Below are 15109 nucleotides of genomic sequence, written 5' to 3'. Positions count from 1 at the left end.
TCCGCTCGACTTGCATGTATTAGGCACGCCGCCAGCGTTCGTCCTGAGCCAGGATCAAACTCTCCAATAAAGTGTTTGATTGCTCATTAAATGTAAATCGAAATTGATTCAGGGTTCTTTTTAAAAAGACCCGTTTCACGCTTGGCTTTTGTTCAGTTTTCAAAGAACTTTGTCGTTTTGAAGCGACCTAATCAATATAACACCGCTAAAACTATATGTCAATAACTTTTTTCTTGTCGTTTTGACTCGTTTTTGCGGCAACAGAAAATATAATATCAAGCCACCAACGTTATGTCAATGACTTTTTTCACTTATGATTAGAAATACGATTTCTCATATACTTCACACAATCAGCAGGATTTGAAAAACGCTGAAAGATTTTAAAGACGAGCTGATATCTCTCCTCCATGGCACGCCTAATAATCCCTTCATTTCTGTGATCCTCGATATCATGTAGCAGTTCTTCAAGTTCCTTTTTCAAAAGGTATTCCATTTCTTTTACTTCTTTTTCATTCAAGACAAATCCAAGCATGGAATCAAATCCTTTAAGTGGTTTTCTTAACATTATTCCTACTTTTTCCATTTTCTATTCTGCGATACGATCCGTAAGGTCCAGACAAGTTATGGTCTATCTTGTCCCTTTTCAACATATACATGGAATTAGAGAAGTTATGCGACGGAGGAGGTAAGATCGTGAACTTTTTTTGGGTGATAAACGGTAAAAGGATGAAGCAATATCTTATCATTATCATTGCTTCATTTTTTGCAGCGCTAATTGCTTTTGTCGAAGCACAGGATCTTGAAGTGTTCAAAACGAAGGAAGGCGAACCACGAGCCATCTATAAGGGTGAGAAGAAAGGTAAGAAGATTGCACTAACTTTTGATGTGAGTTGGGGCGAAAAACGCATCCATGAAATCCTTGATCTTTTGGCAGAAGAAAAAATCAAGGATACGACTTTCTTTTTATCAGGCGAGTGGGCGGAAAGACATCCTGACATTGTGGAGAAGATCGTGAAGAACGGTCATGAAATCGGTAGTCTCGGGTATCGATATAGGAGCTACACCGAACTTGAAGATAGCGAAATCCGAAGAGATATTACAAGAGCTCAACAAGTTATAAAAGATGTTTCCGGTCAATCCACCGATCTCTTGCGACCACCAAATGGTGAATTCAACAAGAACGTTCTAGACGTTGCCGAAAAGATGAACCATACGATTGTTCAGTGGAGCATCAATCCGAATGATTGGAAAAACCCGGGTGCAGATCGTATCACGGAATCTGTTTTATCCAAGGCAAAAGGTGGAGATATCGTCCTCCTGCATGCATCTGATTCAGTGAAACAAACGCGTGATGCACTCGAACAGATCATCCAGCAATTGAAGAAAGATGGATACACGTTCACATCCGTCGGTGAGATGATCGCCAATACAGAAACGAAAAGAAATGAAATCAAATAAAAAAGTTGAGCATCGCGCTCAACTTTTTTTGCTGATCAATCGGTGTAGAATGAGAACTTGCCATGTGTTACATGCTAACAAAGGTACGATCGATAGCCATAACCAAAGCGCATCTCCTTGCTTCAACACTGGAATCCATTCAATTGTCGTAACGGCTACCATGAAGAATAATGTAGGGATAAAGGCGCCTTTGTTCGTATCCTTCATTTTCAAATACGCGACGACCGCTCCAAAAGCAACCAAGGCAATCGGTACAATGATGAAGTTCCATAATGGTAAGCCACTATCCTTAAATGCGATATAACGCAGATAAAATAGATCGAAAACGACGAAAGCTAGTACTAAAATTTGAACCCAGTTCCAAAGCTGGACTGACTTAAAGATCCCAAGCCCGAACCGGTGAATCGTCAAATAAGCGAAATAACCCATTTGGCTGATGATACTGAAAATGAAACCGAATCCCATCAACCAGGCAAGCATGACGAAGAAGCTCGCTCCACTTTCGATATCTTGCCAACGAAGAAGCAGTCCGACAATAACGGAACTGACTCCTCCTATCAATAATGTTGTAAAAAACAAATAAACCCATTTCTTTATGTTCACGTTAGAAGATCCCCTTTAATTTTGCTCGTCTCGATTGTACCAATCCACCTTGAAAAAAGCTAGTTTCCTTTATTTAGTCCGCATATTTGTCACAACTTTCTCGAACGCTAAAGGTAAGATTGATACTGAAAGGGGCACTCTAGATGAAAAACTGGATGTTCGTCCTTATAATAACGTTTGGCTTCATATATTTGCAGGGCTGTACTCCAGCTGCAGCGGAAGAGAAGGGTTCTTACGAGGAAACGAAGAAAATGCTTGTGGACCTTTTAAAAACGGATGATGGCAAAAAAGCGATCAAAGAAGTGTTAACCGATGAAAAAATAAAACAAGAAGTCGTCATGGATCAACCTTTTGTGAAGAAGACGATTGAAGAAACCCTGACATCCAAGAAAGGTCAGGACTTCTGGAAAGAGATGTTGAAGGATCCGAAAGCCGCAGAAGCTCTCGCAAAGAGTATGGAAAAGCAAAATGAAGAAATGCTGAAGAAATTAATGGACGATCCGGACTACCGCAAAAAGATGATTGAATTGATGAAGGACCCGGAACTCGAGAAGGATGTCATGGATATGCTCACCTCTCAAAAGTTCAGGGAACAGCAAAAGAAAGTCATGATGGAAACGTTTGAAAGTCCTTTGATGAAAGCACAGATTTCCGAAATGGTCAAAAAGACGGTACAAGAAGAAATCAAGAGCGGGGAATCGATGAAGAAAGATGAAAAGTCAGGTAAGTCCGGTGAAGACGGCGGAGGTTCACAGGAAAGCCAGGGCTAAGCATACAAAAAGAGGGCGACACCAGGTCACCCTCTTTTTCTTATTGTTCCACTTTTTCAATGACTTTCTTTGCAATGTCTCCATAGATCTTACCGATTTGCGAATCCTCCAGATATACGGAAGGGGCGAAATCATCTTCACGCATTTCAGGTTGACCTAATGGAATTCGACCAAGCACTTCGGTTTGCAGCTCTTCTGTCAGCTTATCCGCTCCGCCTTGCCCGAACACATACTCTTTTTCGCCAGTCTTCTTACTTTCGAAATAAGCCATGTTTTCGACGACTCCAAGAATATCGTGATCAGTTTTCAGCGCCATCGCTCCAGCACGTGCAGCTACAAAAGCTGCCGTCGGATGAGGAGTCGTTACGATGATCTCTTTACTTTGCGGTAACATCTTATGGACATCGAGCGCCACATCTCCTGTTCCCGGTGGCAGGTCGAGAATCATATAGTCGAGATCGCCCCACTCAATATCGTTGAAGAAATTGGTCAACATCTTACCGAGCATCGGTCCACGCCAGATGACCGGAGCATTCTCCTCTACGAAGAAGGCCATCGAGATCACCTTTACACCGAAACGTTCCACAGGGAAGATCTGTTCACCAGCCACTTTCGGGCGTTCCGCAATTCCCATCATATCAGGGACGCTGAATCCGTAGATGTCCGCATCAATTAGTCCGACTTTCTTCCCTTCACGAGCAAGACTTGTCGCCAGGTTGACGGATACCGTCGACTTTCCGACTCCACCCTTACCACTAGCAACAGAAATGAAAGTCGTTTCTTTCTTCGTACTTGTATTACTATTCCCTACTGGATTCTGCTTAGGTGAATCTTGTCGTTGTTCGAATCGCAAGCCAACAGATTCCACACCAGCACTCTTCAGTGCATTAACGATTTCGTGTTGAAGCTGCATTTGTTCAGGTGTATTCATCTGAGCAATTGCGATTTTCAGACTGACGTAATTTTCTTTCAGTCGGATTTCCTTCACACTATCAGCATCGACAATGCTTTTATGTAAAAAAGGTTCTTGTATCGGTTTAAGTATTTCTAATACTTGTTCTTCTGACATCATAAAAACGTGCACCATCCTTTTTAATCGCTTTCATTCAGTATAACACACTGGATTCCCGTATTTGAACGGTACTGCCTCATTGAAATGGAGTTACAGGTGTTCGTCAAAAAAGAAAACCCGTCCTTAATCTTTCGGAGCAGGTTCGTTCGTATAATATCTCATGATTCCTTGGTAGATCGATGCAGCTAGCTTCGTTTGATATAGCTGGGTTTTCAACAATTCTCGTTCGTTCGGATTTGATAGGAATCCAACCTCGACAAGAGCCCCTGGAACTTCCGCTTTACGAACCATGTAGATGTTACTGATCGGTTTTGCTTTACGAGTTGTGTTTTCAAGGTTGGAACGAATCTGATCTTGGATGAACTTCGCTAAATTTTCATTTTCATCCATTGCCGGGTTGTAAAACACTTGCGCACCGTACCACCTTGAGGATGGGATGGCATTCAAGTGGATGCTCACATACATATCCGCATCCGACGTATTGACGATTTCCGTCCTCTTTAGCAAGTCTTCCGTTTTACGATGCCGAATTCTTTGTGTCCCTTCACTGGCAAGGTCTTTATCTGTTTCACGTGTCATGATGACGAGTGCACCCGCTTGTTGTAAGTAATCCCTCAACTTGAGTGAAATATTCAAGGCGACATCCTTTTCTTGAACATTTCCATCTCCGACTGCTCCTCCATCAACACCTCCATGGCCCGCATCTAATACGATGATTTTACCTGTTAACGGAAGATTCCATGTGGACCAAGAATTGTTGGATAAGATTTGCTGATTGATGACATATAATAAGAGCGCAGCACAAAATCCAATTAAGCCCCATAACAGCCACTTTTTCCGCTTCACCATATTCCCTCCTGCATCCCGATACTTGTATATATGTATGGGACAAGTGGAGGAAATATACCATTGTCAATTAATGAAGCCGCATACGGTAACGACGTTGTCCATTCTCAAATCCTTCACGCCACCATCGCTGTACAAATGCGTCACAGCACATATGCAGGGATTCCAGCGTTTGGTCGGGTGTATAGCTCCAGAACTGCCAGTATTCGAACAGCGTGTCCGCCAAGCGCTTTTCTGTCTCTGCACTTCGTTCCTTGATGCTATCCAGCGATTCTCCGTGGTAACCGAACTTGCTGTATTCAGCTCCGAGGAGATACGCCTCGATCGCGATATCGATACATGTATCTTGAATTTCATCTTGAAACAAAAGGCTATATTGAAAAAACGGAAAGAATAACCGTTGGAATTCAGTCTTGATTCCATTCAAAGAAAGTTCACGTAATACTTTTCGTTCGAATGTCACGCGCTTTTTGTATTGTCTATCTCTAAAAGTGGTGATTACATTCATGGTTTCGCCTCCTTTACCATAGTGTTTGACCATGGTATCGAAACATACCATGGCAACTTTGGTAAAAGGAAGTATGTATAGGTGAATCCATGGGAGTAAAGCTAAAGAAAAGAAACAGTGCCAGGTACCATTCATGAACCCTTGTTGGACAAGGGTTCTGAATCAGTACCTGGCACCGATAGGAAACGCTTCAATGGCAAGGCTTCTGAAAACGTACCTGGTACGCGTTCATTGCTTTACACCTAAGATCGCTTTGAGATATTCGATAAACACTTCGGATTGTTCGCGTAATTTCACATCTTCAGAAGGCAGCATCGCGTAATCCACAGCTAGACCATCTGTATATGAAATGATCGTCCGAGCGATGGTTTCACTTTCGAAAGAAGTAGTAAATTCACCACAATCCTTCCCTTCGTCGATAATATCTGCAAAGAGCTTCACTCCGTTATAATAGCGCATTTTGCCGTACTCTCTTCTCCTGGTATCTTTTCGTCCTGTTATAAAAAACTCCAAGCTCGTCGCAGAAATGGGATGCATCTTATTATTAGGTGTTCGGTCTTCGCCAAACAAGCAAGTCAGTAGTAACTCCCAGTGAGATAAACCTTTTTCGGCAAGAAGTTTTTTTGCCTTCTCTACCGAATCACCCAACATTTCTTCAAGAAGTGATTCAAACACATCTTCTTTATTTGTGAAGTACTGATACAGACCGCCACGGCTCACATTGGCTGCATCCATGATATGTTTCATCGTTGTCTGTTCGTAACCATGCTCAATAAAAACGTCCTTAGCTGCTTCCAAGATATTAGCTCGACGTTGCTCCTTGTGTTCCTTGCTGACTTTCGGAGACATTGATCTTCCCCCGCTCTATCGTACTTTTGAATATGAAACCTAAAACAGAAATGATCATCAAAAGTGAACTTGTAATGATGAACGTCGGTATGACACCGATGACCGTCGAAAGCCACCCTCCCAGCAGCGGTCCGACAATCGTTGCTGTTGTCGTCACACTATTGATGACTCCAAACACTCTTCCCGTCATATGGACTGGAGTGTCCGTTTGCACGGCTGCCTGGAATGGTATGAATACCAACCCAGCCGTCAATCCTGCAAATACTCCCAAGATCGGTCCCCATATGATGGATAAGCTCAAGTCCACACCAGTCAATAATGCCATCATACCAAAACTAAAACCGATCCCACAAACACCAGCCAACATTAAAATCAGCGCATTATACTCTGTTTTTTTAGATAAAATGAACCCTGTTATGAACATGCCGACCCCTGCTGAGGAGACAATCAATCCGAATAGATCAGGCGAGGCTACCGACAATTCTCTGATCAATACGATGATCTGTGAATCCGACAGCTGTAAGATAAGCAGACTGATTCCCAGAATCGTCATACCCGTCAATAAATAACGGTTCCCTTTCATAAACGTCAGGCCTTCTAGTAGTTCATCTTTAAACGACGGACCTTTTGCATCGTTCAGCTCCTGTTTACCTTCAAGATCATGCAAGGTCTTTGGTAGGGCGATGATAAGAATGGCGGAAATCAAGAACGTCGCTGAATCGATATAGAAGACCGGTTGTGTTCCAAACGCCGTAACCAATAAACCACTCAGTAAAGGACCTAACACTTTCGTTCCTGAGTCAATCATGGATGTGATGGACATTGCACTCTTCATATGTGAATCCGGGACTAGTTCTTTCAACTTCCCATTCTTCGCTGGTATAAAAACAGCTGATAAAAAACCGATGGCAAACAAAAATACGTAAACCATCCAGATTGATGTTGCAAAAGCCAATCCCAAAATCAAAACGGCTCTCACTAAGTCGGATATGATCATCAGTGATTTCCGGCTGAATCGATCCGCAATCGTACCCGCGAATGGACCTAAAAGCGCCATCGGTACAGCTAGGCAAAGAATGATCAATGATACTTCCATCGGAGAAGCGTTCCACTTCAACCCAACCAATGTAATAATTGCGACAATGCTTAACCAATCACCGATACTTGAAACCAATTGAGCACACATCAAAGTAATGAAGCCTCTGTTCTTTCTTAAACCACCATCCATTATACAACCCTCCAAATAAAAACGACACTAATGTCTTTTTGTTTATTATATCGACACTAGTGTCGTTTTGCAACCCTAGTTTTCAAAAATGTACCAGGTACTGTTTTGGAACCCTTGTGCTACAAGGTGTTTCAAACGGTACCTGGCACCAATTCAAACCGCTTGTGCCGCAAGGCTGAAATTGTCGTACCTGGTACACAGATGTCTTTAACAATGCTCTTTTTAATTTCTTAAGGATTGTTGCTTTTGAACCATTCTTGTAAAAAACAGCTTGTGCCATTTGATTGGAGAGCAAGGTGCGAGACTCCAGCGGGATCAGCGGGACAGGTGAGACCATTCAATTTTTAAAAGGATCTTCGACTAAGACCCACCACGTCCTGTGGTGAACGTCGAAGCCAGCACATCCTGTGCAAGTGAGTGGGCTCACCGAACGCCCCGCGGAAAGCGAGTACCTGAAACGGAAATCAAATACTTTCAAGAGCAGCAAAGTTTACGATAACACCCTTAAACAAACAAAAAAGACCCCCAACCATAATGGTTGAGAGTCTTGTATGCGATAAATGAAATTAACGCTTTGAGAATTGTGGTGCACGACGAGCGCCTTTAAGTCCGTACTTCTTACGCTCTTTCATACGTGCGTCACGAGTTAGGAATCCAGCACGCTTAAGTGTTGTACGGAACTCAGGATCTACTTCTAGAAGTGCACGAGCAACACCGTGACGGATTGCACCAGCTTGACCAGTGTATCCACCGCCATCAACGTTAACAAGTACATCGTACTTTCCTTCTGTTTCCGTTTCTACTAACGGCTGTTTTGAAATAACTTTCAATGTTTCAAGTCCGAAAAATTCGTCAAGTTCGCGACCGTTTACCATGAAACGTCCATCACCAGGTACAAGGCGTACACGAGCAACAGAATGCTTACGACGGCCGGTTCCGTAATATTGTACTTGAGCCAAGTTAAACCCTCCTTATAATTTATCCGCGTAGTTCGTAGTTTTCAGGATTTTGTGCTTGATGTGGATGTTCGTTACCAGCATACACATGAAGCTTCTTGCCCATCTTACGACCAAGGCTGTTCTTAGGAAGCATTCCTTTAATCGCGATTTCGAGCATTTGTTCAGGACGCGTGTCACGCATTTCCTGAGCTGTTCTTGAGCGAAGTCCGCCTGGGTGTCCTGTGTGACGGTGATACATCTTGTCAGACATTTTCTTCCCAGTCAATTCAATTTTGCTAGCGTTCAATAGAATTACATGATCACCAGTATCAACATGTGGTGTGTAAGTTGGCTTGTGCTTACCACGAAGGATAGAAGCAACTTCACTTGAAAGACGACCTAGAGTTTTACCAGCAGCGTCTACCACATACCATTTACGTTCTACTTCTTTAGGCTTTGCCATATAGGTACGCAATTTATTTCCCTCCTGTTTCGTTCACTTACAAATCAATCTATTTGATTACGATTCGTGATTTTCAAAATTCGACGATTTCCTTCATCCGGGGCTAGTGGATTTCAGAAATACCAAAGAATATCTTATAATAAATAGACAACGATGTCAAGTGTGTCTCTATCATTTTGTCTGATTTTATTCATCATTCACATAACGTACTTTCCATAGATACAATCCATGACCCGGTGCGGTTTTCCCAGCTACGTCACGGTCCTTCGCTGCGAGCATTTCAGGGACATCCTCAGGGCTCTTTTTACATGATCCAATCTCCAGCAAGGTCCCGACGATAATCCGCACCATATTGTACAGAAACCCGTTCCCCTCTATCGATACGACGAGCTCGTCGTCTGTCTCTTTAATTTCCAACCGGTGGACAATCCGTACTTTATCAACGACCTCCGTTTTTGCAGAACAAAAGGACGTAAAGTCATGCTCTCCTAATAAAAACAAAGCTGCTTCACGCATCCGCTCCACATCGATCTCATACGGAAAATGGTACGTATGATGGCGTTTGAACACATCTCCATCTTCTGACCTCAGGATCCGATACCGGTATTCCTTTGCCACCACATCAAAACGTGCGTGGAATTCCGGTTCTACCTCTTTCATAGATACAAGTCGAATATCATCAGGCAGTAACGTATTCAATGCTCTCTTCCATGCATCCGGTGCAATCGTTAACGGCGTATCAAAATGGAACACCTGACCGACGGCATGCACGCCTGTATCCGTCCGTCCTGAAGCAGTCGTTTTGACCGCTTCCCCTTTATGCATCTGTTGAAGGACTTTATCCAACGTCCCCTGTACCGTCCGCTGGTCCGGTTGGACTTGATAACCGGAGAATGCTGTTCCATCATAACTGAGTATGCCGCTCATCCGTTTCAATGTGCTCACCTTCTAAGACCTTAATATGAATAAAAGAACAATCAATAAGCCGACACCGACAAGACCCAACGTATCAAGCCCTTGCCATTGTAAAAGCCGAAGCTTCGTTCTGCCCTCTCCGCCTCGGTAACCTCTCGCTTCCATCGCGAGCGCCAAATCTTCAGCACGTTTGAACGCACTGACGAACAAAGGAACGAGAAGCGGGACAAAGGCTTTGACCCTCTCTTTGATCGGTCCACTAGAAAACTCTGCGCCTCGAGCCGTCTGGGCTTTCATGATCTTCTCCGTTTCCTGCAGTAGCGTCGGGATGAAGCGCAGTGAGATCGACATCATCAAGGCGAACTCATGAACAGGGAACTTCACTTTTTTCAATGGTGCCAGGACACTTTCAATCCCATCTGTAATATCGATCGGCGTCGTCGTCAACGTCAATAACGAAGTAAGAATGATCAAGAATAATAGCCTTAAAGCAATGAAAACACCTTGTACGACGCCGCCTTCATGGATGGTCGTCCATCCCAGATCATATAAGACTGGTCCCTCTTTCGTCATGAACAAATGCAGGATCATCGTAAAAAGAATGATCCACAAAATCGGCTTTAAGCCTTTGATCATATAAGAAATCGGTACACGAGATAATAATGCTGTCCCAATCGTGAAAACACCAAGCACACCATAACTGATCCAATTGTTCGCAAGAAAGACGATGATGACGTAGAAAAAGACTGCTATGAGCTTAGCTCGTGGATCCATCCGGTGAATAGGAGATTTTCCTGGGATGTATTGCCCAATGATGATATTATCCATCATGTTGATGACCTCACTTTCAACAGTTGGTCAACTAGCTCAACTGCATCCTCCATGGTATAACCTGCCTCGAGTGTCGTGCCGAAGCGCTCCTGTACCGCTTTGATGAATCGGGTCGACTCCGGAATATCAAGACCGACATCGCTCAGCTTGTCTTCCTGACGAAAGATTTGATCTGGAGTCCCTTCAAGATACAAGGTTCCATCTGCCATGACAAAGATTCGATCCGCATATCGGGCCGCATCTTCCATACTGTGCGTAACCAGAATGATTGTAATCTCCTTTTCTTTTTGCAAAGAAATGAACAGATCCATCATCTCTCGTTGTCCACTTGGATCAAGCCCTGCTGTCGGCTCATCTAGTATCAGCACCTCTGGGTTCATCGCAAGTACACCCGCAATCGCAACACGGCGCATTTGCCCTCCACTCAGTTCAAATGGAGATCGTTCAAGGTATTCTTCATCCAAACCGACAAGTCGCAGCGTTTCTTTCGCTCTTCTTTTCGCTTCCTTCTCACTTACTCCGAAGTTACGAGGACCGAAGCAGATATCCTTTTCGATCGTTTCCTCGAAAAGTTGATGTTCCGGGTATTGGAATACCATACCGACTCGTTTACGAACTTCCTTCAATCTCTTTGGTTTTTCATCCGCTTTAATGGTCGTATTTCCGATATGGACAGATCCAGAGGTGGGCTTCAACAACCCGTTCAGGTGCTGAATGAAGGTTGACTTACCAGACCCCGTATGTCCGATGATCGCATAAAAGCTCCCTGGTGGTACATCAATGGACACATCATGAATCGCTCGATGCTCTTTCGGTGTACCTTCGCTATACACATGTGCTAACTGCTTTGTCGATAGTTCCATAATGCATCCACCAATTCTGTTTGTGTTAAGGTTGCCGTCGGTAATTCAATACCCTTCTCTGCCAACAATTCACGGATCTTCAGCGAAAACGGCAGCTCGAGTCCAGCATCCAACAATACCTCTGTTTTTTGGAAAACCTCTCTCGGTGCTCCTTCAGCGACGATTTCACCTTGCTTCATCACGATGATGCGGTCCGACTGGATGGCTTCTTCTAGATCATGCGTAATTGCGATGACCGTAATTCCGTCTTCTTTGTTCAATTCTCGAATCGTGTCATGCACTTCTTTTCGACCTTTTGGATCAAGCATGCTCGTAGCTTCATCCAAAACGATGACCGATGGCTTCTGTGCCAAAACACCAGCTATGGCGACACGTTGCTTTTGCCCGCCAGACAACTGATGAGGCTCCTTCTGTTCAAAGCCGGTCATTTGAACTTTTGATAGTGCTTCTTCAATTCGATCAACCATCTCTTCTCGAGGAACACCGTTGTTTTCCAATCCAAAAGCCACGTCATCCATGACTGTCGTGCCGACAAACTGGTTGTCCGGATTTTGGAATACCATGCCGACCTGAGATCGGATCTCCCATAGGTTTTCTTCCTGGTCGGTTGTCTTTTCATTCACAGCTACAGATCCTTCTACAGGCGTTAATAACCCGTTCAGATGCTTCGCTAATGTACTCTTCCCGGACCCGTTATGGCCCACGATGGACAACCATTCCCCTTTTTGAATCGTCAAGTCGATGTCTTTCAAACGATACGGACCGTCTGCATCGTATCGAAAGGACACACCTTGAGCCTGAATCAAATCCTTCATTTTCTAAATCCTCCTCTGTGCCTGCCCCAGACACATCTCCACTCATCTCTAACAAAAACATTGATTTCTTCGAAATACACTCCCTTTCCGCGGACGAACCGCGAGCCTCCTCGCTCACCGAGGAGCTCCGTTGTTCCATGTTCGCTGTGGGGTCTCGCCTGGCTCGCTATTCCCGCAGGAGTGTCGTGAATTTCGTTAGAAATCAACAAGCTTGTTAAGCTTCAATTCCTAGTCGCATACGCTTTTCTTAAAGAAAATAAGGCATTCACCATTGCCTTCGCAAGGGAATGCCGACCGGAATGGAACTTTTGTCGCTTTCGAACCTTTTCGTTCAATGTTTTAAAGGTACGAAAAAAAGGGCATAGAAGCAGTATCATAAGTAGATTCTGTCCCGCCCTTTTCGTCGATGTTATTGCACATGAATTTGTTGTTGATTAAACAAGTTCAATAATAACCATTGGTGCACCATCGCCGCGGCGAGGACCAATCTTCTGAATACGAGTATAACCACCTTGGCGCTCTTCATAACGAGAAGCGATGTCAGTGAACAACTTCTGGATAGCACCTTCACCAGACTCTTCGTTCGCTACTTCATTACGTACGAATGCAGCAGCTTGACGACGAGCGTGAAGATCACCACGTTTGCCAAGTGTAATCATCTTTTCAACGACTGAACGAAGCTCTTTCGCTTTAGCTTCAGTAGTTTCGATGCGTTCGTTGATGATAAGGTCTGTTGCTAGATCACGGAGTAAAGCTTTTCGTGCTGCTGAAACACGACCTAACTTTTGATAAGCCATGAGAGGTCCCTCCTTCTTTTGTTATTCTTATATCTCTACGTTCTTATTCTTCGTTACGTAAACCAAGTCCAAGCTCTTCTAACTTCTCCTGGACTTCTTCTAATGACTTCTTACCGAGGTTACGAACTTTCATCATGTCTTCTTCAGACTTTTGAGTAAGCTCTTGAACCGTATTGATGCCTGCGCGCTTCAGACAGTTGTAAGAGCGAACCGAAAGATCGAGTTCCTCAATCGTCATTTCGAGTACTTTCTCTTTTTGGTCTTCTTCTTTTTCAACCATGATTTCAGCTTTTTGAGCTTGATCTGTCAATCCTACGAAAATGTTCAAGTGTTCCGTTACGATTTTAGCTCCAAGCGAAACAGCTTCTTCAGGTCGAATGCTACCGTCTGTCCAGACATCGAGGGTTAGTTTGTCATAGTTTGTGACTTGGCCGATACGGGTGTTTTCAACCTGATAGTTAACGCGGGAAACTGGTGTGAAGATGGAGTCAATCGGAATGACACCGATCGCTTGCTCTTCTGTTTTGTTTCCTTCCGCAGGTACATATCCTCGACCGCGTACTGCCGTAATCTTCATTTGAAGATGTGCATCTTTCGACAACGTAGCAATATGAAGGTCAGGGTTCAACACTTCGACATCACTATCGTGTGTAATATCTGCAGCTGTTACGACACCATCACCTTGAACGTCGATCTCAAGGGTCTTCTCTTCTTCAGAGTAAATCTTCAACGCAAGCTTTTTCAAGCTTAAGATGACTGTCGTTACATCTTCTACGACACCATCAATGGTCGAAAATTCATGCAACACTCCGTTGATTTGAACAGAGGTTACTGCCGCCCCTGGAAGGGAAGACAACAAAATACGACGTAAGGAGTTGCCTAACGTAATCCCGTATCCACGCTCTAGAGGTTCAACAACAAATTTCCCATAAGTTGCATCGTCACTGAGCTCTACCGTTTCAATTCTTGGCTTTTCGATTTCAATCATTCAACAAACCCTCCTTCAAAACGTCGAACCTCGGCTAGATCCCGTCGATCTAACCGATAGTCCCATAAATAGGTGTTTCTAATCAGTAACCTATTATTATGCAATGATCAAAATTGTTCATACATAACCATTATAGACAGGTTTCCAAATTGTAATACTTAAGGAAAGAAACCTCAAGTATTATACACGACGACGTTTTGGCGGACGGCATCCATTATGAGGAACTGGCGTTACGTCACGGATCGCTGTTACCTCAAGACCAACTGCTTGAAGTGCACGGATTGCCGCTTCACGTCCTGCACCAGGACCTTTAACAGTAACTTCGAGGGTTTTCATACCGTGTTCCTGTGCAGTTTTCCCAGCTGTTTCGGCTGCCATTTGCGCTGCAAACGGAGTGGATTTACGAGAGCCTTTGAATCCAAGGTTGCCGGATGAAGCCCAAGAAACTGCATTCCCGTGAGTGTCAGTGATTGTAACGATCGTGTTATTGAAAGTGGAACGGATGTGAGCTATTCCACTCTCAATATTCTTTTTCACTTTTTTCTTACGAGTGTTCGTTTTACGTTGTTTAGCCATTGTGTGTTAACCTCCCTTACTATTTCTTCTTATTCGCTACTGTACGACGTGGACCTTTACGTGTACGAGAGTTGTTTTTAGTCTTTTGTCCGCGAACTGGAAGACCACGACGGTGACGGATACCTCTGTAGCTTCCGATCTCGATTAGACGCTTGATGTTAAGGGAAACTTCACGACGAAGATCACCTTCAACTTTGAAGCGGTCAACGATATCACGGATTTTAGTCAATTCTTCTTCTGTCAGGTCGCGTACGCGAGTCTCTTCAGAAACACCAGCTTCTGCAAGGATTTCCTGAGCAGTAGATTTACCGATTCCATAGATATACGTTAGTGAAATCACAACTCGTTTGTCACGAGGGATATCGATTCCTGCAATACGTGCCATTGATTAGTGCACCTCCTGTTCTTAACCTTGTTTTTGTTTATGCTTCGGGTTTTCGCAAATTACCATTACGGTTCCTTTACGACGAATAACTTTACATTTTTCGCAGATTGGTTTGACTGATGGTCTTACCTTCATCCTAAATACCTCCTTATGCCACGGACTTGCACAAAATTGTGCTGACTTCGACGACAATAATCGAAAATC

The 15109-nt window shown here is 43.8% G+C and carries 20 protein-coding genes and 1 rRNA gene; 2 read left to right on the top strand and 19 right to left on the bottom strand.

Features of this window, described 5'->3' with window-relative positions; genetic code table 11:
• A 16S ribosomal RNA gene (locus ACSVDE_RS18500) occupies positions 1-70 on the bottom strand; the annotation flags it as partial.
• A gap of 237 nt (positions 71-307) precedes the next feature.
• On the bottom strand, positions 308-532 hold the full coding sequence (locus ACSVDE_RS18495) for a hypothetical protein (protein ID WP_226552480.1): 225 nt from the start codon (positions 530-532) through the stop codon (positions 308-310).
• Between the two features lie 161 nt (positions 533-693).
• Here ACSVDE_RS18495 and pdaB point away from each other — a divergent pair, with 161 nt between their 5' ends.
• Complete coding sequence (gene pdaB / locus ACSVDE_RS18490) at positions 694-1458, top strand: polysaccharide deacetylase family sporulation protein PdaB (protein WP_439302403.1); 765 nt, start codon at positions 694-696, stop codon at positions 1456-1458.
• Between the two features lie 18 nt (positions 1459-1476).
• Here the strand turns inward: pdaB and ACSVDE_RS18485 are convergent, their stop codons facing one another.
• On the bottom strand, positions 1477-2061 hold the full coding sequence (locus ACSVDE_RS18485; RefSeq protein ID WP_439302402.1) for a KinB-signaling pathway activation protein: 585 nt from the start codon (positions 2059-2061) through the stop codon (positions 1477-1479).
• 143 nt (positions 2062-2204) lie between these two features.
• Here ACSVDE_RS18485 and gerD point away from each other — a divergent pair, with 143 nt between their 5' ends.
• Positions 2205-2831, top strand: coding sequence for a spore germination lipoprotein GerD (gene gerD, locus ACSVDE_RS18480; protein ID WP_439302401.1), 627 nt, complete (start codon positions 2205-2207; stop codon positions 2829-2831).
• A 40-nt stretch (positions 2832-2871) separates the two neighbouring features.
• Here the strand turns inward: gerD and ACSVDE_RS18475 are convergent, their stop codons facing one another.
• From ACSVDE_RS18475 to rpmJ, 16 genes are all read right to left on the bottom strand, one after another.
• Positions 2872-3903 (bottom strand): P-loop NTPase, encoded by a 1032-nt coding sequence (locus tag ACSVDE_RS18475; RefSeq protein WP_439302400.1) that lies wholly within the window; start codon positions 3901-3903, stop codon positions 2872-2874.
• A 123-nt stretch (positions 3904-4026) separates the two neighbouring features.
• On the bottom strand, positions 4027-4749 hold the full coding sequence (gene cwlD, locus ACSVDE_RS18470; protein ID WP_439302399.1) for an N-acetylmuramoyl-L-alanine amidase CwlD: 723 nt from the start codon (positions 4747-4749) through the stop codon (positions 4027-4029).
• 70 nt (positions 4750-4819) lie between these two features.
• Positions 4820-5257: a DUF2521 family protein gene (locus tag ACSVDE_RS18465; RefSeq protein ID WP_439302398.1), complete on the bottom strand. Its 438-nt coding sequence runs from the start codon at positions 5255-5257 to the stop codon at positions 4820-4822.
• Between the two features lie 228 nt (positions 5258-5485).
• Positions 5486-6106 (bottom strand): TetR family transcriptional regulator, encoded by a 621-nt coding sequence (locus ACSVDE_RS18460; RefSeq protein ID WP_439302397.1) that lies wholly within the window; start codon positions 6104-6106, stop codon positions 5486-5488.
• A complete protein-coding gene (locus ACSVDE_RS18455) occupies positions 6060-7334 on the bottom strand; it encodes an MFS transporter (protein WP_439302396.1) in 1275 nt (424 codons plus the stop codon). The genes ACSVDE_RS18460 and ACSVDE_RS18455 overlap by 47 nt, the downstream gene beginning before the upstream one ends.
• A 566-nt stretch (positions 7335-7900) precedes the next feature.
• On the bottom strand, positions 7901-8293 hold the full coding sequence (gene rpsI, locus ACSVDE_RS18450) for a 30S ribosomal protein S9 (RefSeq protein WP_439302395.1): 393 nt from the start codon (positions 8291-8293) through the stop codon (positions 7901-7903).
• A 19-nt stretch (positions 8294-8312) separates the two neighbouring features.
• Positions 8313-8735, bottom strand: a complete 423-nt coding sequence (rplM, locus tag ACSVDE_RS18445; RefSeq protein WP_226552479.1) for a 50S ribosomal protein L13 — start codon at positions 8733-8735, stop codon at positions 8313-8315.
• 186 nt (positions 8736-8921) lie between these two features.
• Positions 8922-9662 carry a tRNA pseudouridine(38-40) synthase TruA gene (gene truA / locus ACSVDE_RS18440; protein WP_439302404.1) on the bottom strand — a complete coding sequence of 247 codons (741 nt, stop codon included), beginning with the start codon at positions 9660-9662 and terminating at the stop codon, positions 8922-8924.
• A 21-nt stretch (positions 9663-9683) separates the two neighbouring features.
• The gene (locus ACSVDE_RS18435; RefSeq protein WP_439302394.1) at positions 9684-10481 is read right to left on the bottom strand and encodes an energy-coupling factor transporter transmembrane component T family protein; all 798 of its coding nucleotides are present in this window, start codon (positions 10479-10481) and stop codon (positions 9684-9686) included.
• Positions 10478-11344, bottom strand: a complete 867-nt coding sequence (locus ACSVDE_RS18430; protein ID WP_439302393.1) for an energy-coupling factor ABC transporter ATP-binding protein — start codon at positions 11342-11344, stop codon at positions 10478-10480. The genes ACSVDE_RS18435 and ACSVDE_RS18430 overlap by 4 nt, the downstream gene beginning before the upstream one ends.
• Positions 11320-12159 (bottom strand): energy-coupling factor ABC transporter ATP-binding protein, encoded by an 840-nt coding sequence (locus ACSVDE_RS18425; protein WP_439302392.1) that lies wholly within the window; start codon positions 12157-12159, stop codon positions 11320-11322. Before ACSVDE_RS18425 ends, ACSVDE_RS18430 begins: the two co-directional genes overlap by 25 nt.
• A gap of 434 nt (positions 12160-12593) precedes the next feature.
• A complete protein-coding gene (gene rplQ, locus ACSVDE_RS18420; protein ID WP_226552452.1) occupies positions 12594-12956 on the bottom strand; it encodes a 50S ribosomal protein L17 in 363 nt (120 codons plus the stop codon).
• Positions 12957-12999: 43 nt separating this feature from the next.
• Entirely contained in the window at positions 13000-13944 is a 945-nt protein-coding gene (locus ACSVDE_RS18415) for a DNA-directed RNA polymerase subunit alpha (RefSeq protein ID WP_226552450.1), read from the bottom strand.
• A 180-nt stretch (positions 13945-14124) separates the two neighbouring features.
• On the bottom strand, positions 14125-14520 hold the full coding sequence (gene rpsK / locus ACSVDE_RS18410) for a 30S ribosomal protein S11 (RefSeq protein ID WP_349409142.1): 396 nt from the start codon (positions 14518-14520) through the stop codon (positions 14125-14127).
• Positions 14521-14539: 19 nt separating this feature from the next.
• Positions 14540-14905 carry a 30S ribosomal protein S13 gene (rpsM, locus tag ACSVDE_RS18405; protein WP_226552446.1) on the bottom strand — a complete coding sequence of 122 codons (366 nt, stop codon included), beginning with the start codon at positions 14903-14905 and terminating at the stop codon, positions 14540-14542.
• 21 nt (positions 14906-14926) lie between these two features.
• The gene (rpmJ, locus tag ACSVDE_RS18400) at positions 14927-15040 is read right to left on the bottom strand and encodes a 50S ribosomal protein L36 (protein WP_003322638.1); all 114 of its coding nucleotides are present in this window, start codon (positions 15038-15040) and stop codon (positions 14927-14929) included.
• Positions 15041-15109: the final 69 nt, after the last annotated feature.

This window comes from Pseudalkalibacillus sp. Hm43, assembly GCF_051842935.1.
In the GTDB taxonomy this organism is placed as follows: domain Bacteria; phylum Bacillota; class Bacilli; order Bacillales; family Fictibacillaceae; genus Pseudalkalibacillus.
The sequence above is the reverse complement of the archived record's forward strand: the minus strand, read 5'-3'. Positions and strand labels throughout refer to the sequence as shown.